The sequence below is a fragment of the Psychrobacillus sp. FSL K6-2836 genome (genome assembly GCF_038003085.1).
Taxonomy (GTDB): domain Bacteria; phylum Bacillota; class Bacilli; order Bacillales_A; family Planococcaceae; genus Psychrobacillus.
The window spans coordinates 3,377,241-3,401,206 of sequence record NZ_JBBOOM010000001.1 but is presented as its reverse complement, the minus strand read 5'-3'; the positions used below and the strand labels follow the sequence as shown (position 1 = coordinate 3,401,206).

Below are 23,966 nucleotides of genomic sequence, written 5' to 3'. Positions count from 1 at the left end.
TTTCTCCTCGACGGTTAAACTTTTAACCCGTCTGCGTATTCTACAAGCCATTTCGCTACTTCTGTGGCATCATGACGAACAGCACCGTCATGAACGACTGAAATGTCTTTTTTTACTATGTCGATATTCAATTTTTCTAATTGGTCAATATCTATTTTAACAGGGGATGCCTGCTCTTGTTTATATAAATATCTCACATTTTCAGGAATTTCTTCCTTACTTATTAACACGGCATCCAAGAAGTTCTCTCCAACATGATCGATTAATGCATTTACATGATCATATGCAGAATAATTCCCTGTCTCACCGGCCTGTGTCATTAAATTACAAATATATACTTTCTTCGCTTTGGATTGTCTAATTGCTTTTTGTATATCTTGCACTAATAGATTTGGCAAAATACTCGTATATAAACTTCCTGGACCAATAACGATAACATCAGCCTGTCGAATGACATTAATAGCTTCTGGCAACGGTTTTACGTCTGGAGGAGTAATAAACACTTTTTCGATTTTTTTGCCATAGCACGGGATTTTAGATTCTCCCTTAATGGTTGTTTGATCTTCAAATATTGCGTGTAATGTTACTATTTGATTGGCTGCAGGTAACACTTTCCCCCGAATATTCAATACTCGACTCATTTCAGTTATAGCATGCGCAAAATCACCTGTTATGGATGTTAATGCGGCTAACATCAAATTACCTAATGAATGCCCTTCCAATTCAGCTGATTGAGAAAATCTATACTGAAACATTTCCTCCACTAAGGGCTCTACTTCTGAAAGGGCCGCTAGCACATTTCGCACATCTCCTGGAGGTGGTATGTCATATTCGTCACGTAGTCTTCCTGAGCTTCCTCCGTCATCTGCGACTGTTACGATTGCCGTAATATCTAGTGGAAACTTCTTTAAGCCACGAAGTAACGTAGACAGACCCGTACCTCCACCGAGTATAACTAGTTTTTTACGGTGTTTTGTAGGTTCCATTCCTTCATTCCTTTCTAATGACAACATCGCGATGCGTAATAATGGTTTTGTCGTCTGCTTTCAATGACTTCCCAAAGTATTCTGCTAACGTAACAGAGCGATGCTGCCCTCCGGTACATCCAAATGCAATTACTAGTTGGGTTTTGCCTTCTCTTTTATATTGAGGAATCATGAAATGGAACAAATCCGTTAGCTTCTCGATTAATGTTTTAGTGTCTCCCCATTTTAAAACATAGCTGGATACCTCTTCGTTTAGCCCTGATTTCAAACGTAGCTCTTCTATATAATATGGATTAGGAAGAAAGCGCACATCAAATACTAAATCAGCATCTATCGGTATACCATGTTTAAATCCGAAGGACATGACGTTTACAGTAAATACTTGACTGCCTTTAGAAGAAAACTCTTCTTGTATTTTCTCTCTTAGCTCTCGAGGTTTCATCTTAGAAGTATTATAAATATATTGTGCTCTCCCCTTTAAATCAGAAAGCATTTGTCTTTCTTTTTTTATACCTTCGAGAGGCAAACCAGAGTTAGCGAGTGGATGGGAACGACGTGTTTCCTTGTACCGTCTTACTAATACCTCGTCGCCAGCATCCAAAAATAGTAATTTTGGCGTAACAGTAGTTGCCGCTTCTAAGTCATTAACTGAATCCGCTAAGCAGTTGAACATTTCCCCACCGCGTAAATCCATCACAACCGCAATATTTCGAGGTTGTTTATTCGAATCTATCATTAGTTTGATGAACGTACTGAGTAGCTCTGGCGGTAGATTATCAATGCAATAATAGCCAAGGTCCTCAAAACTTTGGATAGCCACAGTCTTTCCAGCACCCGACATTCCTGTAATAATTACAACTTCCGTTTCGTGCTTTTGAAGACTATCCATTGCTCATTCTCCCTCCGTTGATTGTTGAATCGTTTCCTTTATAAGTGAAAAATCAGGTGTATATACAAATGTTCCATATTGCATTCCTTTTTCTTGAACTGCAAATAACAGATTTGTTCGGTCACCTTCTGCCATAGGGAGATGATGTAAGGCCTCAACTGAATGCCATTCTAATATACCTTCCGTTGTTTCCTCGTAAGGTATTCCTTCTATGTCTTTAGCGACAAAGGTGAATAACATCCATTCATCTATACGCTCACCATCTTCCTCAATGACCATTGTATAGATCCCTTTTAAATGTGGTTGTATAGGAACTGAATTCGTTTCTTCTGTAAATTCTCTTACTGCAGAAACTAAAATAGATTCGCCTATCTCCATTTTACCGCCTGGTGCCACATACCAATTTCTTCTTGGCTTTTTTAATAGTAGTACTTTGTCGTCTTTACATACGAGTAGGTTTGCTATTCTTTGCACAAATCTTCACTCCACATCTATCATGTGTTAATAAACTATATTATACATTAATTTTCACAAAAAGAGGCTGCTCCACGATTAAAATCGCGAAACAGCCTGTCCAAATGTTTCTTATATAAAAAGGGGGTCAATTTATATTCTTTACTATACACTTTATTTATTTCAAGACTATTACAATCCGATTAAGATAAAATTAAATTAAGCGTTTGAAATTGTTTTGTCTTTCAAATTTTCAATATAGTGTTGCGCAGCTTGTGCAGCAATACTTCCGTCTCCTGTAGCTGTGACAATTTGACGAAGCATTTTCTCACGAACGTCACCTGCGCCGAATATCCCAGGTACAGTTGTTTCCATTTTCTCGTTTGTGACAATGTATCCATTGTCATTTAAAATCCCTAAATTCCCGAAAGGTTTTGTTAAAGGAAGCATCCCTACATATACAAATACACCGTCTGTTTCAAATTCTCTTTCGGTTCCGTCCACGGTAGACACTAAAGTAACACTTGCTACTTTACCATCCTTTCCATGAATCTCTTTTAATGTTGTACTCCAAATAAAATCAATTTTTTCATTTGCAAACGCACGATCTTGAAGAATTTTTTGTGCACGTAGCTCATCACGACGATGTACAATAGTTACTTTGTTTGCAAATTTAGTTAAGAACGCACCTTCTTCAACAGCAGAGTCTCCCCCACCTACAACTACAAGGTTTTTCTGTTTAAAGAATGCTCCATCACAGACTGCACAGTAACTAACTCCGCGTCCTCCAAGCTCTGTTTCGCCCGGAATACCCATTTTTTTATACTCTGCGCCAGAAGAAATAATAACAGCTAATGCTTTATATTCTTTCCCACTAACTTTAACTGTTTTGTAATCTTCACCATCTACAATTTCTGAAACATCGCCATATGCGTATTCAGCACCGAACTTTTTGGCATGCTCGAACATTTTAGTCGAAAGCTCTGGTCCTAAGATCATTTCAAATCCAGGATAGTTTTCCACTTCCTCCGTGTTCGCCATTTGCCCACCTGGAATTCCGCGTTCAATCATTAATGTGGATAGGTTTGCACGTGATGTATATACTGCAGCTGTCATGCCTGCAGGTCCAGCACCAATTATTATTACATCATAAATTTTATCTTCAGTCATTTTAAATTCCTCCTACGTTGCTACTATCCTCAATCTATAGGATTTTTTGAAACGCTTCAACTTTTTTGCCTAGGCATCGAAAAGAGGCAAAAATTGCATAAGTTCGTTTATATACTTAGTCAATGTATTCGTTGTAATGCCATATTGCTCAGCATAATATTTTTTTGTTACATTTTTAGAACGGGACGATTCATACATATACTCCGTTGCTGCTGCTAAGGCACGTGGATTTTTGAAACCATAGGCTTTCTCTAATGCGCGTTCCACTAATACAAACCACATTTGAAATAGAAACGTATCTTCATGCTCTAACGGCTTATACTTATCATATAATAGATCTGTCGCTGCAATTGCACGTAAAAAAGCTTTCTCAGCGGGAGATTTCTCATCAAAATCATGACCTAAAGAATTAGCTAGGAATAATTTCTCCATCGTTGTTAAATCGTCCACTACTATCCATTTTGGATGTGAGATTATTTCTTGACGATGCTTAGATTTTCCTAACAAATAAAACCCATAAATACGTTCACTCACATGCTTATGCTCTAGCTTTTCCAAAATATATTCCTTTTGAATTTTAGATGCGGCATCATCATTTTCGCTTTTTACAGGTAACCAAGGTTCAAATCCAGCTTTTTCAGGATCCAGTTTCAATAATGCCTTCCAAGCATTTTTGGCAACCTCTTCATGTCCAGAAAAATAAGCTGAATGTGACAGCCAGAAATAAAATCCTGGATCTCCTTCAAAACCTTTTCGCTGTAAACTTCTTAGCCACTTAAATGCTTGTTCATATTTGCCTATTAACGCAAATGTCGCACCTAACTTATAGCGATGTTCTACAAAGTAAGGGTTTATCTTAGCTAGTAATTCTACGATTTCTTCCAGCTCTTCTTCATTTTTTTCATAATAATGAATCACAGCTAAATTACATAGCGCGTGGATATTACCTCTATTTTCATTGAGTACATCATGTAGTAACGCCTTTGCTTGTTCCTCTTCGCCAATATAAAAATAAGCAAGCGCCAGATTATTAAATGCTGCCCAAAAATCTGGATGATCCACCACGATGGATTCTAATAACTCTACTGCCTCTGCAAACTTACCTTGCTCCATCAAACGTCTCGATTTTTCTTGTAAAAAGAGCGCTTCACCAGATGGCGTATCTACCTGAAGTGACACTACATCCTCTTGCTCCGTGAAGTCTACAATCTCCATTGCCTCTTCCGTGTATTCCCCTTGAATATCCATTTCCAAATACATCTGAGCGAATTTATTGGCCTCTACAAAGTTACCAAGATGGGCATTTACCTCCGCCAAAAAGAAAACAATTTCTGATTCGTTTTGGTCAATTGCATGGGCACTTCTCAAAAGCTCATGGGCTAGTTCAAAATTATCTATCTCCATTTGTAATATCGCATATTGTAGTAATATCATGGGATCATTGGGACTTAGTTCTGCTGCTCGTTTTAAATATTTATGTGCTTTTTCATATTGATCTTTTTGTAGTTCATCTAATGCTTTTTTATAGTAGTATTCACCCGTAGGTAAAAACGAAATGATATTTTCTCTTAGAACTTTTTTACTTTTTTTATTCAACATAATCCTCCGAAAAATAATAAGGAACGTTAAATAAACGTCCCTTATTAGTATATCCTTCAGTATATCACATATATTTAATTTTTATCTGCTTTGGCTTCATGTCTTTTCTGTAATACTTGTAGTAAGTCATAGAAACTAACCTGTTGGTTTTGCAGAAGAACTAACAAATGATATAGAAGATCTGCTGCTTCCCATTTCAGCTCTTCCCCATCATTGTTTTTGGAAGCGATAATAACTTCGGATGCTTCTTCTCCTACTTTTTTACAAATTTTATCGACACCTTTTTCAAATAAATACGTCGTATACGCACCTTCAGGCATAGATTGTTGTCTTTCTTCAATAACATTGATAAGAGAGGTAATCGTATTGTAGCCTACCGTATCATCCATTTTTTCTAATGTATTATGGAAGCATGTATCTTCTCCCGTGTGGCATGCCGGTCCATTTGGTAGTACTTCTACTACTAATGCATCCGAATCGCAGTCTGCCTTAATAGAAACTACTTTTTGAGTATTCCCTGAAGTTTCTCCCTTATGCCAAAGTTCCTGTCTGCTACGACTAAAAAACCAAGTTTCTTCTGTTTCTACTGTTTTTGCATAAGCTTCCTCGTTCATGTATGCAAGTGTTAACACTTCTCTTGTAATTGCATGTTGTACGATTACAGGTATTAAGCCTTTTTCATCATATGTTAAATTAGACATGATAGTTCCACTCCTTTTTCATTCTATATAACCGAATGTTTGTTTACTTATTTTGCCGCTTCTTGTAGCGCTTCAGTTAGTGTAAACCGTTCATTGTACAATGCTTTACCTGTAATAACGCCAGCAACTGACGTAGTTTGTGCTAATTTTGCTACTGCTGCAATATCTTCTAGGGAACTAATTCCACCTGATACAATAATCGATAGTCCAGTTTTTTCTGCAAGTTCTTTATTTGCCACTAAATTTGGTCCTTGAAGCGTTCCATCTGTTGCAATATCCGTAAAGATAATGTGCTTAGCGCCTTTAGAAGCAAAATATTGTCCTACTTCAACAGCAGATTGCGTGGAGGTTTCTATCCAGCCATGTGTAGCCACCATTCCATCCTTTGCATCTAGTCCGATGACAATTCTATCACCGCCGAATTCTTCCAATAACTCTACTACTAAGTCAGGTTGTGAAATAGCAAGACTTCCTATAATTACACGATTTACACCGTTATTTAGATAATATTGAACGTCATCCTTTGTTCGAATTCCCCCACCAATTTGCACACTAACCGGAAGCTCTTTTGAAATTCGTATAACTTCATCTGCATGAATTTTCTCGCCATCTTTTGCCCCATCTAAATCTACTAGATGAATCCAGTTCGCGCCTTCATCTGCAAATTTTTTTGCCATAGCGAAGGGAGAATCCCCATAAACGGTTTCTTGCTCATAATCCCCTTGATATAGGCGTACACATTTCCCGCTTTTCATATCAATTGCAGGGTAAACTTGAATCGAAGTCATATTATTCTCTCCTTGTTATGTAAGTAGACCTTTTGTAGAAGGAACACCCTTCACGCGATCGTCTTTTGTAATAGCATCATCAATTGCACGAGCTAGCGCTTTGAAAATCGCTTCAATCATATGATGTGTATTTGCGCCATAATGAACGATTACGTGGACATTCATACGTGCCTCCAATGCGAATTTCCATAGAAACTCATGTACAAGCTCTGTATCAAAATTACCGACTTTTTGGGTCGGAAACTGTGCACGAAATTCTAAATGCGGACGATTGGAAATATCAATGACTACTTGTGCTAATGCATCATCCATTGGAACAAATGCATTTCCGTAGCGCTTAATACCTTTCTTGTCTCCCAATGCTTCTTTCACAGCCTGCCCAAGGACGATACCGATATCCTCTGTCGTATGATGATCATCGATATATGTATCTCCTTTAGCTTTAATAGAAGCATCAAATAAACCATGCTTTGTAAATAGATCGAGCATATGATCCATAAATGGGACACCTGTATCTATTTCCGCTTTTCCTTCTCCATCTAAATCAATTTCAACCCATACCTTTGTTTCGTTCGTCATTCTTTCTATTTTCGCCACTCTTTTACTTATCATTTTGAATCCTCCTTATTCCAGCTTCTTGACTCCACAGATCTAGCATGTCCTTCTAATTTCTCTAATCTAGCTAAGCGGGCAATTTTAGGATATTGCTCCTCCCACATTTCTTCTGAATAGAATACAACGCTTGTTTTCTTCACGAAATCGTCAATACATAATCCACTTGAGAATCTTGCTGTACTATTTGTCGGCAGCACATGATTCGTACCAGCAAAATAATCGCCTATTGGTTCACTACTGAATCTCCCTAAGAAAATAGCTCCTGCATGCTTTATCTTTTTACTCAACTCATCTGGCTGCTCCGTAATAATTTCCAAATGTTCCGGTGCTAGCTCATTCACTGCTGCTACTGCTTGTTCCATAGATTCAGCTATGTAAATACATCCAAAGTTCTCAATAGAAGCGCGAGCAATTTCTTCTCTAGGAAGAAGCTTTAATTGTTTTTCTACTTCTATTGACACTTGTTCGGCAAGGGATGTGCTTGTTGTGATTAACACAGAACTTGCAAATCGGTCATGCTCTGCTTGAGCTAAAAGATCTGCTGCTACTTCATCAGCATAGGCAGTATCATCTGCAATAATTGCTATTTCACTAGGACCAGCAATCATATCGATAGCGACCTTACCAAACACCTCTCTTTTAGCTAGTGCTACAAAACTATTCCCCGGACCAGTAATCTTATCTACCGCCTTGATCGTTTCAGTACCGTAAGCAAGAGCCGCTATAGCTTGAGCTCCACCAACCTTATATATTTCCGTAACACCGGCTATTCGTGCTGCTACTAATACAGAATCAGGTAGCTTTCCATCCACAGATGGAGGTGATACGATGACCACTCTCTCTACTCCAGCTACTATTGCAGGTATTGCATTCATTAACACCGAAGAAGGATAAGCTGCAGTTCCACCTGGAACGTATAAGCCTACTGCATCTAAGGGTGAAATTTTATATTGAATATAAGAGTTTTTAGCTAATGGAAAGTCGATTTGACCGCGAACTTGCGCCGTATGAAACGCTCGAATATTAGCTGCCGCCTCTTCCAAGTCATCTACCAATTGTCTATCAAAATTAGCGTATGCTTCATCCATTTCTTCTTTGGATACTTTGAGTGAAGCAAGTTTTGCACCATCCCATTTTTCTGTATAACGAAAAATGGCTTGATCGCCGTTCTGCCGTACATCATCTATTACCTCACGTACAGTCGTTAAATAATCTGCATTTGCTTGTTCAACTGAACGCATTAATGAAATTGTATCTGTAAGCTTTTCTATTCTCATAGGATTCCCTACCTTTTGTTCAATTCATTTTTTAATTGGGCAACAAAAACATTGATCCGTTCACTTTTCACTCGATAGCTTACAGGATTGACGATCAATCGAGAGGAGATAGAAACGATTTTTTCAAATTCAACTAAGCCATTTTCCTTAAGCGTCTGTCCAGTGGAAACAATATCGACAATGCGATCAGCAAGACCAATCATTGGTGCTAGCTCAATTGAACCATTCAACTCAATGATTTCTACTTGCTCTCCTTTTTCCTTATAGAAGTTTGTTGCAATTCTCGGATACTTTGTTGCGACACGGGGAGCAATCTCATTCATCGTCGTGTTCGGAAGACCGGCAGTTGCTATATAACAATTACTAATATGTAAATCCAATAGCTCATGGACATCTCGCTGCTGCTCCAATAAAACATCCTTCCCCGCAATACCGATGTCTGCTACGCCATGTTCAACATATACAGGTACATCCATCGGTTTCGCCAATATGAATTGTATGCGTTCATCAGGAGCTTCGACGATTAACTTTCTCGAATCACTAATCTCTTTAGGCAAGTTAAATCCTGCTTCTACAAATAGTTTATATGCTTCTTCAAATATCCGCCCTTTTGGCATTGCAATTGTTAACTCATTCACGGAAAAAACCACCTTCGGACACGATAATCACTTCATCGAAAATTTGTTTAAACGCTTCAATATCATTTACACTCTCCGCGTATTGTAGCGTCACATATTCGGATGCATTTCTTCTAGCTTCCGCTAATACATTTGCTTTAGAAAAAGACCCTTTATCAAATAAAAGAAGTGTATGCTTCTCTTTCATTATTCGCTTCGGTAAAACCTCCAGCAGGCGATCTACACGGATACCAAATCCTGTAGCTCCAACCTTTTCATCGAACTGTTTGAACAACTCATCATATCGGCCACCATTTCCAATGGAGAAACCACTTCCAGCGGCGTGAATTTCAAATAGCATGCCTGTGTAATAGCTCATATGACTCGCTAAAGAAAAATCAAACGATACAATTGAAAAGTCATTCAATTGGAATTCTAGTAATTCTTGAAGTTCCTCAACCTGATCGATCAAATATTGCTGATCGTCATTAAGAAACTGACGGAAATCCGTAAATACATTGGAGTCTATTGTATAATCTATTATTTTCATAAGATTTTCTTTTTGTTCTTTGAGTAAATTCATGCTTTCTAACTTTTGTGAGAAACCTACTAAATTTTTCTCTACTAATAGTTGTCTCAGCATTTCAACTTGATCTGTGCTATTTGTGTAGTTTCCTAAAAAAGCAGTTAAGATTTCGGCATGTCCTATAGTAATTCGGAAGTTTTCTACCCCTAAAGCCTTCAGTAGTTCTATCGCAGTATAGATTATTTCACTGTCTGCATATGGACTAAAATCTCCAACAAGTTCCAGTCCTAGCTGCTCAAACTCTGCTGGTCTTCCTCCCTCTCGCTGTTGTGCACGAAATACATCTGCATAGTACGCTAAACGTAATGGATTTTTTTCCTTTAATAGCTTGGAAGCTGCTATTCTAGCAATCGGTGTCGTCATATCAGGACGTAAAACAAGCATTTCACCTTGATTGTCTACTAGTTTAAACAACGAAGACTCATCAATAGCAGAAGCCTTTCCGATTGTTTCAAAATACTCCACGGAAGGTGTTTTTATAAAGTCGTACCCTTTTCTTCGTATAAAGTCTCTTGCTGTCGATCGTATATATTCTTTTTGTTCGTTTACTTCTGGAAAAGAGTCTCTCATTCCTAGAGGCTTTTCGAACATCTGAATTTTGCTCATTTGAACACCCCTCACATTACTTTAACACACTAGAGAACTAATAAGATGAATTAATAGAATTTTATACTATTTTATCCTTTTCGTCAACTTATCTTTCAGTTCCTATAAGATTTTTCCGAATCGCAAGTTAGTCGCCCCAAATCGCAAGGTCAACTTCACTAATCGCAATATAAATCGTGTAAATCGCAAGGTCACTACTGGGATTTGCTGAATCGCAAGATAGTCTCCCCGAATCGCAAGGTCGATGCCTCAAATGCAAGATAAATCGTGTAAATCGCAAGATCACTACCGAATTTTTACGAATCGCAAGTTAGTCGCCCCAAATCACAAGTTCAGCTTTACTAATCGCAATATGAATTGTGCTATCGCAAGGTCGACTATTGATCGCGTTTCAGTTGGACGATTTCTATAATCATTAATTCATCAAAAAAGCTATCCTTCTTAGTTCAACACTAAGTAGAATAGCTTTTCATTAGTTTTTATTTCGTTCTAGCATTTGTTCCTTCGTATAAATAATGCGCATTGGGTTTCCGCCAACGAAGCATCCTTCGGGAACGTCTGCATTGACGAGTGTTGCCGCAGAAACAATGGCGTCATCACCAATCGTAATACCTGGCAAGATAGTCGTATTTGCTCCGATCAATACTCGATTGCCAATAATCACATCACCAATTCTATATTCATCGATCAAATATTCATGCGCAAGAATCGTCGTGTTGTATCCAATAATGGAATTATCGCCAACTTTAATGCGCTCTGGGAACATAACATCAACCATTACCATTAAGGCAAAAGACGTTTCTTTTCCAACTTCCATTTTCAGAAAGACACGATAGAAAAAGTTCTTCCAGCTTAAAAAAGGGGAATATCTAGCGGCTTGAATAAAGATAAAGTTCTTCATAACTTTCCAAAATGGAACAGTATCATACACATGCCAAAGCGAGTTTGCCCCTTTTACAGGATATCGTTCTGTTCTCCTCATACACGCTGCTCTTTTGCTATATCAAGTAAGTCACTCATTTGATGTAGCATATAAGTAGGATTATAAGTCGCTAAAAATGCTTCTCCTTTGATGGACCACGCTACAGCAGCTGTATCAACTCCAGCTCTTTGCCCACCTACGATATCATGAAAATTGTCGCCAATCATAAGCGCCTCTTCCTTATTAGCCCCAATTCTTTGTAATGCTATTTGAATAGGCTCAGGATTAGGCTTTGTATATGTAACATCGTCAAAACCAACAATTGTATCAAATAACGTTTCACATTCCATTATTTGTAGACCTCTATCGATCATTTCCCGCCTTTTAGTAGAAACAATCGCCAGTTTATAGCCTTCTTTTTTTAGTTGTCGTAATGTTTCTACGACTCCATCAAATGGAGCTACCATTTGGTCATGTCGTTCCAGATTCCATTTATGATAGGTAGCAATTAAAGTCTCTGTTAAAGTTGGGTCTATCGCATCAAATGTTTCAAATAATGGTGGTCCTAAAAACGGTAAGACAGTCTCCCGACTATATTTCCCCGGAAATGTTTCGCCTAACACATGTAAAAAAGATTCAATAATTAGTTCGTTCGTATCTAATAATGTTCCATCTAGATCAAAGAGTAATGCTTTATAGTTTTTCACGGGATTACCACTTCCTTATGTTTACTTTGCTCTGCTTTCCTCCAAACATAAGCAACTACTATCGTTAATACGAAAGCAGTTAGCAATCGGATTAATAATAATGGCCAGATTGGGATTCCTAATGGTATAAAGATTAATGTATCTTCGACTACTGCATGACATGCCACTAAGAATATAAAGGCTAGCGTCGCATCCTTTTTACTTACTCCATCCTCTTGCACCGCTTGAATCATTACCCCTGCTCCATATGCAAGTCCAATCACAAGCCCAGCCACAAGAGTTAGGGAAGCATTTGGTTGTATTCCAATAACTCTCGTAAAGGGAGCTAGCTTTTCTGAAAACTTTTGTAAATAATTCCGATCCTTTAAAAACTGGATAATAACCATCAATGGTATGACGATTAGCGCTAATTGTCCAACGCCAAACGTCGCCTTTTGTAAGCCAAACAATATAATTTCTCCCCATCCATCTGGGACTTGTTGACTTACTTGTAGTGCACCATATTTCGCTATCTCTCCGCCGCCTTGCCACACTAGGTTAATAACGACCGCGGACAGAATAGCCAAACCAAAGCGAACAACCAATACAATCCACAATTTCACACCAACTCGAAGGGCCACTCCAGTTTCAATGAAAATATTATGTGAAAAGGATAGCATCGTCGCTAATATAAAGACTTCCTTCACAGTCAATTCCAAAGATAGTATTCCTGCTATCCCTGCATATAAATTTAATGCATTTCCCAACACTAAAGGAATTGCCGCCTCCCCGCGAAGACCTAATAGCCCCATAAACGGTGATATGAGGTCAATAATCCAAGGCAAAACAGGCGTATGCTGCAAAATTACTACGATTAATGTAATTGGGAAAATTACTTTACTTAATGTCCATGTTGTTTTAAGACCAGCAAGCAGCCCATTTTTCAACGTTCCCATCTTATCCCAGCTTTCTTACTTATCCTGATAGTGAACGACAGGTTTTACTGTCTTTCTTCTATATACAAATAAAATAATTGCAACTATAACTGTCACAATCGATACGACTTGTGCAGTTCTCAATTCACCTATTAAATAGAGGCTGTCTGTACGCATTCCTTCGATGAAAAATCGTCCAATAGAATACCATGCCGCGTAAAATAACACCATTTCCCCTCGACGTAAATTCACTTTGCGAAGGAGTATTAATATAACAACTCCCATTAGGTTCCAAACAGATTCATATAAAAATGTTGGGTGATAATACTTTCCATCTATATACATTTGTTCGATAATCCAATTTGGAAGCATCAAATTTTCTAAGAAAGATCTAGCTACTTCTCCACCATGCGCTTCTTGGTTGATGAAATTTCCCCATCGCCCAATAGTCTGTCCTATTAAAATACTCGGTGCTACTATATCAGCAACTTTCCAGAAAGAGGAGCCACGTTTTTTAGTGAAAATATAAGCCGTTATAAACGACCCAATCAATGCCCCATGAATTGCTATTCCGCCATTCCAAATTTCAATAATTTTGCCTGGGTTTTGACTATAAAAATCCCATTTAAAAATAACATAGTAAATACGAGCACTAATAATAGCGATCGGAACTGCCCAAATAAGTAAATCCGTCAAATAATCTGGATGAAATCCTCGCTTCACCATTTCTTTTTGCGCAACGAAAAATGCTAATACTATTCCGAGGGCAATTATTACTCCATACCAACGTACCTCTAACGGTCCTAGAGAAAATGCTACCGGATCAATAATTTGTAATAAACTCATATGTAACTCCCTTCAGACATCTATTAATAATCTACTTCTGTATTTTGTTCTATAACATCATTTAAACGTTTAGCGAAATCTTCCGCAGCATTTACACCCATTTTTTTTAATCGATGATTCATTGCAGCCACTTCAATAATTACCGCTATATTTCGACCTGGTCGAACCGGAACAGTCAGTTTCGTAATTGCTGTATTAATAATTTCCATTTTCTCTTCTTCGAGACCTAGACGGTCATAAGTCTTTTTCTCATCCCAAATCTCTAATTCGATTACAAGCGTTATACGTTTATAGCTTCGAATGGCACTTGCCCCAAACAGTGTCATTATATCGATAATACCTAACCCACGAATTTCTAAGAGATGCTCGATTAGCTGTGGCGCACTACCTACCAACGTATCCTCGCCCTCTTGCCTAATTTCTACACAATCATCCGCTACTAAACGATGACCTCGTTTCACTAGCTCTAATGCAGTCTCACTTTTCCCGACTCCGCTTTTCCCAGTGATCAGCACACCAACCCCATAAATATCTACAAGTACGCCATGTACAGCAGTAGAGGGTGCTAGCCTACTTTCTAAAAAGTTTGTAAGCATACTTGAAAATCTGGTAGTAGGCAAGCTAGTCGTTAATACAGGAACTGAGTTTTCATTGGAGGCAGTGATTAATTCTTTCGGTACTTCCATTCCGTGTGAAACAATTATGACAGGTGTATCCTGTGCACAAAGCTTTCTCATACGTTCACTTTTTTCTTTCGGCTGTAATAAATCAAAAAAAGAAATTTCCGTCTTACCTAAAAGCTGTATCCGGTTTGAAGGATAATGTGTAAAATATCCTGCGATTTCAATTCCTGGTCTAGAAATATCACTCACGGAAATATGACGCCCAATGCCTTCTTCCCCACTTACTAGTGTAAGATTCAAATGTTCTTTTATGTCCTTCGTCGTGACATGTGACATACCCCTAAACTCCCTTCGTCCTACATTTGTAAACCTAGTACTTATATTATCATGATTGTCTACTTAAATTGTATCCATTTATCTTTTCTTCTTCTATTTAAAAGAAGAAAGGAGGTTTTTCCGATGAAAATTATGCTTGATGCAGGCCATGGACCTAATACTAGTGGTAAAAGAACACCAGATGGGAAAATGAAAGAATTTGAATTTAATGAGGCGGTCGCGCAATTTGTAAAAAAGGAACTGACTGCTTTTGGAGTAATCGTTATGAATAGTCATGACAGAGAGAGGGATGTTCCTCTTAAAGAAAGAACAACTTTAGCTAACAAAATGGGAGTTGACGCACTTATCTCTATCCATGCCAATGCTTTTGGTACAACGTGGAATAGTGCTAGCGGAATCGAAACTTTTACTTATACAAAACCTTCCGATCTATCAATTATTCTCGCAACACTTATCCAAAACTCTCTATGCTCTATTACAGGAAGATCGAGTCGAGGAGTGAAGAAAGCTGATTTTGCAGTTGTTAGAGACACTAGGATGCCAGCTGTGCTAGTGGAATGTGGATTTATGACGAACAAATATGAAGCAATTTTATTGCAATCAACAGAGTACAGAATGCGCTGCGCAAAAGCCATCGCCTTTGCAATTCTATGTTGGATAGACCAGAAGCGTTAAACTTGCTAAGAAAACCCGGAAAAAGATGTCTAGTCCTTTTAAGACCCAAACCTATTTCTATCGTTTTCGAAGGGCTTTGGACAAACGTTTTGCCATAAGATTACCAATACTCACTTTTTTCGGTAATCTTATGGCATTTATCTGTCCGTCGCCCTCCTACTACTATTAGAAACAGGTTAGTGCATTTTTTGGATAACTAGAGAAAAGATAATATCCTATTCAATGAGCAAGCTCTCGAAGATACAATTTCGTTCGCTATTTCGCTTCTTTATTTGGTAAACACTACTATTTCTCTATACTTCCACTAGTATAAAAGAAAATCTACTTCCTTCATCCTTATTTACAGAATAGTGCCCATATTTAACAGACCGTTTTATAACTATATTAACTTTGACAACTTTTATCATCTAAGCGATAGGCTATGCTATATCTTATAGTTGAATGCTACACATTATATTGATTGGAGTGAACGGTGGCGACTCCAGTGGAAATAGCACGTGCTGAAAGCCCCGCAGGAAAGACATTGGCCAAACTTTGTTTGACCGATGTCTTTGCGACGAGTAACCGCAGGAGCATATGTTTTCGTAGTGACGAGGAGATTGAAGTCGTGCCCGCGGAACGCGTCCACCTGAAACGGAAATCAGTAGTATCGATTTTTTATATAACTTATTCTTCAAAATAAAAAAATGGAGGGGAATAATATCCCGCTCCATTCTTTATTTATTCTCCTTCTACTGTATAACGGACAACAACAGATCCTGTTTTTGCATCACCGTGTACACGTAAAGGTGCAGCTTCTGAATCCACTATTTTCGTGAACCCTACTTTTTTGTTTAGCAGTTGCTCAGATTGGTTTAGGTGAGTAACATCAGCCAATTGAACATCTATTTTACCAATTTGGGAAGTAGCCTCCCCTTTTATCGATACATCCTTTGGAATATACAGTTCAACCGTTCCAGCCACCGCTGTGCCTTCTATTTTACGAGCGTTTTTATCTTTTGTTGTTAAAATAACATGTCCACTCACCGATGAACCTTCTATTTCTTTGAGCTTACCATCTACATAAATACGACCATTCATCGTTTCTACTTCAATCGTTTCTCCTTCAACACGCTGAACTTGAACCGATCCATTAACCGTTTCTATATCAGCTCTTTCAAACTTCAATTCATCTAATTCTACTTTTCCATTAGTTGTTTTGATTTTAAATGAGTTTGCCTCTACATTTTTAGCTGAGAACTCACCATTGAACAAACGTGCAGAAATATTATTATATTCTTTGTTTGGTACATATAACGTTACTTGAACAGAAGTAGTTTTCATATCGCTATACACACGTAATTTGTTTCCTTCTGTTGTGAAAATAAACTCTTCATGGAAACGTTTCTTCGCTTCCTCTTCTGTTGAATTTTTAAAGGATTTCACTTTAACAGTAGCACGTGCATGCTGTTCTTCCGTGGGTTGAATTTCAACTTTACCATTCGCAATATTAATAGAGATATCTGTAAAATTTGCATCCTCTTTGACGAATTGTTCTTCAAAAACAACTGGATCTCCAAATGGCATATCGAAATCCTTCATTTTGTCCACAGTTCCTTGCATAAACTGCATAAATCGTTCACCCATTACGGTGAAATCGCGCTTCAAATCTTCCACAAAATCGGTATTTTTGTTTTGTGACTTTGTATATTCTTTCTCCTCAGGGATAAACGGTGTGGCAGGTGTTGTTTGTTTTCCAAGTTCTTCAAGTAATGCCAATGCTTCTTGTGCAGTAATCGTGCCATTTTCAACCATATCTAAAATACGTTTTCGTTCCTCTTGCATAGTGAAAGGCCTCCTCATGAATTTAGAATATAAATCATTTTACTTACACTACTTTATACGAATGAAAAATCAAAAAGTTTCATGACGAAGTCGATACAGGACTTTTTTTCTTTTTAGACGCTTTCGTTACAACTTCATCCATGCGTTGTCGATCTCTTTCTAAAATATTTTTCAAGTACTTCCCTGTATACGAGTCTTTCGATGCAGCAATTTTCTCAGGTGTACCTACCGCAAGAATTGTTCCACCTTTGTCTCCACCTTCTAGCCCCAGATCAATCATGTAATCCGCTGTTTTAATGACATCTAAATTATGCTCAATTACTAATACGCTATCTCCGTTATCTACTAAACGCTGAAGGACTACTAGCAATCTTGCGATATCGTCTACATGTAGACCTGTAGTCGGTTCATCCAAAATATAAAATGACTTCCCATTAGAACGCTTGTGTAATTCAGAAGCCAGCTTTACACGCTGTGCTTCCCCACCAGAGAGGGTAGTTGCTGGTTGTCCTAATTCCATATATCCAAGTCCTACATCTACAATTGTTTGTAGTTTACGGCTGATTTTCGGATGATTTTCGAAAAAGGCAAGCCCATCCTCTGCAGTCATTTTAAGTATATCAGCAATATTTTTACCTTTGTATTGCACTTCTAACGTTTCACGGTTGTAACGTTTGCCATGACAGATTTCACATGGAACATATACATCTGGAAGGAAATGCATTTCAATTTTTATAATGCCATCTCCACGACAAGCCTCACAACGACCGCCTTTAACATTAAAGCTAAATCTTCCTTTTTTATATCCTCTTACCTTCGCTTCATTCGTTGATGCAAAAAGATCACGCATATCATCAAAAACTCCCGTATAAGTAGCTGGGTTGGACCTTGGCGTACGGCCAATTGGAGACTGGTCTATATCAATGACTTTTTCCAGCATGTCGATACCTTCCATGCTTTTATGTGCCCCGGGCTTCACTTTGGAACGATTTAGTTTTTGTGCTAGAGATTTATATAGTATTTCATTTACTAATGTACTTTTACCAGATCCCGAAACTCCTGTAACAGCTGTAAATACTCCTAACGGAACATCTACATTTACATTTTTCAAGTTGTTTTCTGAAGCTCCCTTTATTTTGATAAAGCGTCCATCTGGCTTTCTTCTTTCTACTGGAAGAGGAATAAACTTCTGACCACTTAAATATTGACCAGTTAAAGACTTTTTGTTTTTCATCACTTGCTCAGGAGTTCCTGCAGCGATTATCTCTCCGCCATGCACCCCTGCACCAGGACCCACGTCTATTAAATAATCCGCTGCCATCATTGTGTCCTCATCATGCTCTACAACTATTAAGGTGTTTCCAATATCTCGCATGTTTTTTAATGTTTCGATTAGTCGATCATTATCTCGCTGATGTAAACCGATAGACGGTTCATCCAAAATGTATAACACACCTGTCAATCTTGATCCAATTTGGGTTGCCAAGCGAATACGTTGCGCTTCCCCACCTGATAACGTTCCTGACGCACGGTTTAATGTTAAATAATCTAAACCAACATTCTCCAGAAACCCTAGACGTTCATTGATCTCTCTCAGTACAAGCCGGGCTATTTGCATATCTTTTTCAGATAAGGTCAATTCGTTGAAAAACTTATATGCTTCTTCAATGGAATACTTTGTAATTTCCCCAATATGAAGGGAGTTTATCTTCACTGCAAGTGTTTCTTCTTTTAGACGATAGCCATTACATGTAGGACAATCATGCTGCTCCATATACTTTTCCATTTGCTCACGAATATAATCAGAGGAAGTATCTTTATATCTACGCTCAATATTAGCAAGAACACCTTCAAATGAAATTAGGCTATCTCGAACTTGTCCAAATTCATTTTCATAGCGGAAACGAAGTTTATCATTTCCTGAGCCATACATAATTTTGTTCCACTGATCAATCGGTAATTTCTCAACTGGAACATTCATTTTTATTTTGTAATGCTTACATACTGCCTCTAAAAGCTTTGGATAATACTGGGAGCTTGTTGGTTGCCATGCGACAATAGCTCCGTCTGCGAGTGTGACACTTTTGTCGGGAACAACTAAGTCGGGATCGACCTCTAACTTCGTGCCAAGTCCATCACAATCTGTACAAGCACCAAATGGACTATTGAAAGAAAACATTCGTGGCTCTAATTCTCCGATTGAAAATCCACATATTGGACATGCATGATGCTCACTAAATAGAACTTCTTCATGTTCCATCACATCTATTAAAACTCTACCATCTGCAAGTCTTAGAGCAGACTCTATAGAATCACTAAGCCTTGCAGCAACTCCTTCTTTCATTATAATTCGGTCGATTACAACCTCAATATTATGTTTTTTATTTTTATCTAGATTGATATCATCATCTAAGTCTATTAACTCTCCATCGATGCGCACACGAACGAAGCCCTCTTTTTTCATCTCTTCTAAAAGCTTTACATGGGTTCCTTTACGTCCTGAAACAATAGGTGCTAGCACTTGCATCTTTGTTTTTTCTGGGTATTCACTTAAGCGATCTACCATTTGTTCAATTGTTTGAGATGAAATTTCAATACCATGGTTTGGACAGATCGGTTTTCCGACTCTCGCATACAAAAGTCGCATATAGTCATAAATTTCGGTCACAGTCGCTACTGTAGATCGTGGGTTTTTACTAGTCGTTTTTTGATCAATGGAAATAGCTGGTGATAGTCCCTCAATGACATCGACATCTGGCTTATCCATTTGCCCTAAAAATTGTCGTGCATAGGCTGATAATGACTCTACATATCTTCGTTGTCCTTCAGCGTAAATTGTGTCAAAGGCTAAAGAAGACTTACCTGATCCAGAAAGTCCAGTCATGACCACTAGCTTATCTCTTGGTATTTTCAAGCTTACATTTTTTAAATTATGTGCACGTGCACCTTGAATCACGATTTCTTGATTTTTCAACACCTATCACCCTTCCAGCTTCAGTTCCAAAATTGCGTCGCGTAATTCTGCAGCTCGTTCAAAATTAAGCGCTTTGGCTGCATCTTTCATTTCTTTTTCTAAATTTTCTAGAAGTGTTGCTTTTTCTTGTTTCGTTAATGGTTTTCCACTTATTAAACGTTGTGCATACGTTTCTTCCTCTTCCGCAACCTGTGAAGCACGTATAACTTCTCTTATTTTCTTTTGAATTGTTTTTGGTGTTATACCATGTTTCTCGTTGTATTCCATTTGAATTGACCGACGACGCTTCGTTTCATCTATAGCTTTTCTCATGGAGTCTGTCATCTTATCCGCATACATAATAACTTCTCCATTAGAGTTACGAGCAGCACGACCAATAGTCTGAATCAAAGAACGCTCAGAACGTAAAAATCCTTCTTTATCAGCATCTAAAATAGCTACTAGAGAAACCTCTGGTATATCTATACCCTCTCGTAATAAGTTAATTCCTATTAATACATCGTAGGTACCTAAACGGAGCTCACGAATAATTTCAGTACGTTCCAAGGTTTTTACTTCTGAATGTAAATACTGTACCTTTATACCGATTTCTTTTAAGTAATCCGTTAAATCCTCCGACATTTTTTTCGTTAGTGTCGTAATTAAAACCCGTTCATTTTTGAAAGATCTTTCATGTATTTCATTGATCAAATCATCTATTTGTCCTTCAATTGGTTTCACTGTAATGACTGGATCCAATAGACCAGTTGGACGAATAATTTGCTCCACCATTTCAGGTGTATGCTCTAGCTCATAAGGACCAGGTGTTGCTGAAACAAATATAGCTTGGTTTATATGTTTTTCATACTCATTGAATGTTAGAGGGCGATTATCTAGTGCTGAGGGCAATCGGAAACCATAATTTACAAGCACTGATTTTCTAGCTTGGTCACCATTATACATCCCTCTTACTTGAGGTAATGAAACGTGACTTTCATCCACTACGAGTAAAAAGTCCTCCGGAAAATAATCCAGTAATGTATAAGGGACTGCTCCAGCTTCTCTTAATGTTAAATGACGAGAGTAGTTTTCGATCCCTGAACAAAAGCCCATCTCTTCCATCATTTCTAAATCATATCTCGTACGTTGCTCCAAACGTTGAGCTTCTAATAATTTATCCTCACTTCTTAAATAGGCAAGCTGCTCTTCTAATTCTTTTTCAATATTTGCTAAGGCTATTTTCAACTTTTCCTCACGAGTAACGAAGTGGGAAGCTGGAAATATAGCGACATGATCACGTTCACCTAAAATTTCTCCAGTAAGTGCATTAACCTCACGAATACGATCAATTTCATCTCCGAAAAATTCTACTCGCAGACATTTTTCATCACGTGAAGCAGGAAAAATTTCTACTACATCACCACGAACACGGAACTTTCCACGTACGAAGTTCAAATCGTTTCGTTCATATTGAATGTCAACGAGTTTTCTTAATAGCTGATTCCGTTCAATTTCCATTCCCGTTCTTAGTGATACGACCATCTCTTTGTATTCTTCTGGATTCCCTAACCCATAGATACAGGATACTGAAGCGATAATAATGACGTCTTTTCTTTCGAATAAAGAGGATGTAGCAGAATGTCGTAACTTGTCTATTTCCTCGTTGATACTTGAATCCTTTTCTATAAATGTATCGGTTTGTGGAACGTATGCTTCCGGTTGAAAATAATCATAATAACTAACGAAATACTCCACAGCATTATTTGGGAAGAATTCTTTAAACTCGCTATATAATTGTCCAGCAAGTGTTTTGTTATGTGCCATTACTAGCGTCGGTTTGTTTGTTTGCTGAATCACGTTTGAAATCGTATATGTTTTACCTGTACCTGTTGCACCAAGTAAGGTTTGATATCTTTTTCCTTCATTAACGCCTTCTACTAGTTCTTTTATTGCTTCTATTTGATCTCCCGCTGGCTCATACGGAGCTTGTAAATCAAAAATTTGTTCCATACAAAAGCCTCCCATTTTTTGAATAATTTCAGTTTAACACACTCTTTTTTTGATTCCTACTAAAACGAACATACGTTTTTTATATAGTACAAAAAGCCACTGATACCAGTGACTTTGAATTATCCACATAAAAAAATCACTCCATTTAGAAGTGATTTTTTTAATCATTGGTTGGTTATTTTGGACAGTTTAGTTGATGAAGTGCATTTGTATACTCCATAAATGCCGCCATATCTTTCTGATCTAGTGCCTCGTCTATCAATACTAAGAGACGTTTACTACTTTGTTCCCGGTGGATAATGTTCAAAAACATATCAAGATATATTTCGTTTAACAAATTTTCGGCAGAACTTTCTTTCCCCGTTTGACCCATTGCTTTCAAGAAATCTGCATATGAATATTGTTTGTCCATCTCCATCACCCCGATGTCTTTTTTCTATTATATAAAAGCAAAGAGATACTTGCAATCATTTTAAGAAAATTACAACTACATAGTAAAATGTGAATATTTTAAAGATTCATTATATATACTTGATTTTTTTCCAAAATTAACTATAATTGAGGTGCATAATACAAAGGAGTGGATTTTTATGTCGAATAAAGTAGAAGAACAATCTTTTTTTATTTCATTTGAAACCGCTGTACTTCAACCTATTGTAGTGAATAATACGATATTTACAAAAGTGACTAACTTTTCAGGTGAGTCAAATATAATAGGTAAAAAGCCTTTTGATATTGTTCGTCACTCTTGTTCTTTCTATGGCTCTTCTTTCCAGCACACTGTTCGATTATCGAGGGATGCGATTGGAAATTATTTGAAGCTACCGATTCTTATAGCTCATGACTTCGGAAATCCGTGTATATTGATACCAATACTCTCTCCTAAATCAGATTTGAATGTGTGGTTCTCTTTTAGGGCAATAGAATCATTTTATCCTTCCGAAGATGGTTGTGTGGTCGTTTTAACAAATGGTCAAAAAATAACCGTGCCTTCATCTCCTCAGACAATAAGTCGACAGGTTGGATTTGCTAATATCCTAAATATGCATTTGCTAAAACGGATGAGTTATCTGATGAATACTGGTTACATTACTAGAATTCCACAATTTCAAAAAGATTCACAGTACTAATGAAGTTTTTCTATTACCGCCAAATATATAGAGAGTAGTTCTTCAACTCTATTGCGGAGACGAACGTTTAGATAACGACGATGTTCTTCATAACCTCCATGAAAAAATACATACTCTGTGAACATATCATCTCCTTCTCCACGAAGAACTTTCATACTGTGACGCTTCATATACATATGCGTCTGTTTTAATTCTTTCTGAACTTGCTTTCCTGCTTCTTCCACTAAAACGATATACGGACGCTTCAGTTTAAATGGAGCCTTTTCAAAAATAGTTCGATCTTTTTCTAAAATAGTCAAGACCATTGGAAGATAGATCATGTTTTCAAAATATGGGATTGCCTCTTCCGGTATTAATGGCATAACTACTCCTCCTTTTATAGAACGCCTGTTCTATTTTTATTGTACTACTTTTATCGGGAAATGCAATAATCGAGGCTTTGGAAAATAGAGGAATTGACTAGACTGACAAAAGTAAGCTTTGTTGAAGTATGAAATACCAGCTTTTAGTCTTAAGAAACCAGGAAAAACAGATGCCCATTCCTTTAAATTCAAACCTGTTTCTACCATTTTCAGAAGGCTTTGGACAGGCTTTGGACAGGCTTTGGACAGACTTATTACCGATTGATTAAAGAGGAAGCGCCAGAAGATATTTACTTAATGATGGAAGTGTAGGGCGGCGAGTGAAATGAATGACGCAGATAAGTCGTCACAGCTAACGCGTGAGCTTTCGGTGATGG

General features: G+C 37.7%; 24 protein-coding genes. 2 read left to right on the top strand and 22 right to left on the bottom strand.

The annotated features are described in order from the left end of the window. Window positions 1-14: 14 nt before the first annotated feature. The 16 genes from MKY37_RS16360 to hprK all read right to left on the bottom strand — a co-directional run bounded on the left by MKY37_RS16360 (window position 15) and on the right by hprK (window position 14,635). Entirely contained in the window at window positions 15-986 is a 972-nt protein-coding gene (locus tag MKY37_RS16360) for a gluconeogenesis factor YvcK family protein (protein ID WP_340778734.1), read from the bottom strand. A 4-nt stretch (window positions 987-990) separates the two neighbouring features. Then, window positions 991-1,875 (bottom strand): RNase adapter RapZ, encoded by an 885-nt coding sequence (gene rapZ, locus MKY37_RS16355; protein ID WP_340778733.1) that lies wholly within the window; start codon window positions 1,873-1,875, stop codon window positions 991-993. Window positions 1,876-1,878: 3 nt separating this feature from the next. After that, complete coding sequence (locus MKY37_RS16350) at window positions 1,879-2,349, bottom strand: NUDIX hydrolase (RefSeq protein WP_340778732.1); 471 nt, start codon at window positions 2,347-2,349, stop codon at window positions 1,879-1,881. A 198-nt stretch (window positions 2,350-2,547) separates the two neighbouring features. Continuing rightward, window positions 2,548-3,498: a thioredoxin-disulfide reductase gene (gene trxB / locus MKY37_RS16345; protein ID WP_340778730.1), complete on the bottom strand. Its 951-nt coding sequence runs from the start codon at window positions 3,496-3,498 to the stop codon at window positions 2,548-2,550. 69 nt (window positions 3,499-3,567) lie between these two features. After that, window positions 3,568-5,097, bottom strand: coding sequence for a tetratricopeptide repeat protein (locus MKY37_RS16340; RefSeq protein WP_340778729.1), 1,530 nt, complete (start codon window positions 5,095-5,097; stop codon window positions 3,568-3,570). A 74-nt stretch (window positions 5,098-5,171) separates the two neighbouring features. Next, entirely contained in the window at window positions 5,172-5,798 is a 627-nt protein-coding gene (gene hisIE / locus MKY37_RS16335; RefSeq protein WP_340778728.1) for a bifunctional phosphoribosyl-AMP cyclohydrolase/phosphoribosyl-ATP diphosphatase HisIE, read from the bottom strand. A 47-nt stretch (window positions 5,799-5,845) separates the two neighbouring features. Continuing rightward, the gene (hisA, locus tag MKY37_RS16330) at window positions 5,846-6,586 is read right to left on the bottom strand and encodes a 1-(5-phosphoribosyl)-5-[(5-phosphoribosylamino)methylideneamino]imidazole-4-carboxamide isomerase (protein ID WP_340778727.1); all 741 of its coding nucleotides are present in this window, start codon (window positions 6,584-6,586) and stop codon (window positions 5,846-5,848) included. 15 nt (window positions 6,587-6,601) lie between these two features. Next, a complete protein-coding gene (gene hisB / locus MKY37_RS16325) occupies window positions 6,602-7,198 on the bottom strand; it encodes an imidazoleglycerol-phosphate dehydratase HisB (RefSeq protein ID WP_340778726.1) in 597 nt (198 codons plus the stop codon). Then, the gene (hisD, locus tag MKY37_RS16320) at window positions 7,195-8,478 is read right to left on the bottom strand and encodes a histidinol dehydrogenase (RefSeq protein ID WP_340778725.1); all 1,284 of its coding nucleotides are present in this window, start codon (window positions 8,476-8,478) and stop codon (window positions 7,195-7,197) included. Before hisD ends, hisB begins: the two co-directional genes overlap by 4 nt. Before the next feature lie 8 nt (window positions 8,479-8,486). Next, window positions 8,487-9,116, bottom strand: coding sequence for an ATP phosphoribosyltransferase (gene hisG, locus MKY37_RS16315; protein WP_340778724.1), 630 nt, complete (start codon window positions 9,114-9,116; stop codon window positions 8,487-8,489). Beyond that, on the bottom strand, window positions 9,109-10,287 hold the full coding sequence (locus MKY37_RS16310; RefSeq protein WP_340778722.1) for an ATP phosphoribosyltransferase regulatory subunit: 1,179 nt from the start codon (window positions 10,285-10,287) through the stop codon (window positions 9,109-9,111). The genes hisG and MKY37_RS16310 overlap by 8 nt, the downstream gene beginning before the upstream one ends. Window positions 10,288-10,759: 472 nt before the next feature. After that, on the bottom strand, window positions 10,760-11,269 hold the full coding sequence (locus MKY37_RS16305) for an acyltransferase (RefSeq protein WP_340778721.1): 510 nt from the start codon (window positions 11,267-11,269) through the stop codon (window positions 10,760-10,762). After that, a complete protein-coding gene (ppaX, locus tag MKY37_RS16300) occupies window positions 11,266-11,916 on the bottom strand; it encodes a pyrophosphatase PpaX (RefSeq protein WP_340778720.1) in 651 nt (216 codons plus the stop codon). Before ppaX ends, MKY37_RS16305 begins: the two co-directional genes overlap by 4 nt. Then, entirely contained in the window at window positions 11,913-12,851 is a 939-nt protein-coding gene (locus MKY37_RS16295; protein WP_340778719.1) for a nucleoside recognition domain-containing protein, read from the bottom strand. The genes ppaX and MKY37_RS16295 overlap by 4 nt, the downstream gene beginning before the upstream one ends. Window positions 12,852-12,866: 15 nt before the next feature. Continuing rightward, complete coding sequence (gene lgt / locus MKY37_RS16290; protein ID WP_340778718.1) at window positions 12,867-13,676, bottom strand: prolipoprotein diacylglyceryl transferase; 810 nt, start codon at window positions 13,674-13,676, stop codon at window positions 12,867-12,869. A 23-nt stretch (window positions 13,677-13,699) separates the two neighbouring features. Then, entirely contained in the window at window positions 13,700-14,635 is a 936-nt protein-coding gene (gene hprK / locus MKY37_RS16285) for an HPr(Ser) kinase/phosphatase (RefSeq protein ID WP_340778716.1), read from the bottom strand. Window positions 14,636-14,758: 123 nt separating this feature from the next. Between hprK and MKY37_RS16280 the strand changes: the two genes are divergently transcribed. After that, complete coding sequence (locus tag MKY37_RS16280; RefSeq protein ID WP_340778715.1) at window positions 14,759-15,310, top strand: N-acetylmuramoyl-L-alanine amidase family protein; 552 nt, start codon at window positions 14,759-14,761, stop codon at window positions 15,308-15,310. Window positions 15,311-16,030: 720 nt separating this feature from the next. Here MKY37_RS16280 and MKY37_RS16275 read toward each other — a convergent pair. The 4 genes from MKY37_RS16275 to MKY37_RS16260 all read right to left on the bottom strand — a co-directional run bounded on the left by MKY37_RS16275 (window position 16,031) and on the right by MKY37_RS16260 (window position 22,509). After that, window positions 16,031-17,134: a DUF4097 family beta strand repeat-containing protein gene (locus MKY37_RS16275; RefSeq protein ID WP_340778714.1), complete on the bottom strand. Its 1,104-nt coding sequence runs from the start codon at window positions 17,132-17,134 to the stop codon at window positions 16,031-16,033. Window positions 17,135-17,213: 79 nt separating this feature from the next. After that, on the bottom strand, window positions 17,214-20,108 hold the full coding sequence (uvrA, locus tag MKY37_RS16270; protein ID WP_340778712.1) for an excinuclease ABC subunit UvrA: 2,895 nt from the start codon (window positions 20,106-20,108) through the stop codon (window positions 17,214-17,216). Window positions 20,109-20,114: 6 nt separating this feature from the next. Further along, on the bottom strand, window positions 20,115-22,097 hold the full coding sequence (uvrB, locus tag MKY37_RS16265) for an excinuclease ABC subunit UvrB (protein WP_340778711.1): 1,983 nt from the start codon (window positions 22,095-22,097) through the stop codon (window positions 20,115-20,117). A 175-nt stretch (window positions 22,098-22,272) separates the two neighbouring features. Further along, the gene (locus MKY37_RS16260; RefSeq protein WP_340778710.1) at window positions 22,273-22,509 is read right to left on the bottom strand and encodes an IDEAL domain-containing protein; all 237 of its coding nucleotides are present in this window, start codon (window positions 22,507-22,509) and stop codon (window positions 22,273-22,275) included. 178 nt (window positions 22,510-22,687) lie between these two features. Here MKY37_RS16260 and MKY37_RS16255 point away from each other — a divergent pair, with 178 nt between their 5' ends. After that, window positions 22,688-23,227: a competence protein ComK gene (locus tag MKY37_RS16255; RefSeq protein ID WP_340778709.1), complete on the top strand. Its 540-nt coding sequence runs from the start codon at window positions 22,688-22,690 to the stop codon at window positions 23,225-23,227. Here the strand turns inward: MKY37_RS16255 and MKY37_RS16250 are convergent. Further along, on the bottom strand, window positions 23,224-23,589 hold the full coding sequence (locus tag MKY37_RS16250; RefSeq protein WP_340778708.1) for a hypothetical protein: 366 nt from the start codon (window positions 23,587-23,589) through the stop codon (window positions 23,224-23,226). The genes MKY37_RS16255 and MKY37_RS16250 overlap by 4 nt on opposite strands. A 36-nt stretch (window positions 23,590-23,625) precedes the next feature. After that, window positions 23,626-23,796: a hypothetical protein gene (locus tag MKY37_RS16245; protein ID WP_340778707.1), complete on the bottom strand. Its 171-nt coding sequence runs from the start codon at window positions 23,794-23,796 to the stop codon at window positions 23,626-23,628. Window positions 23,797-23,966: the final 170 nt, after the last annotated feature.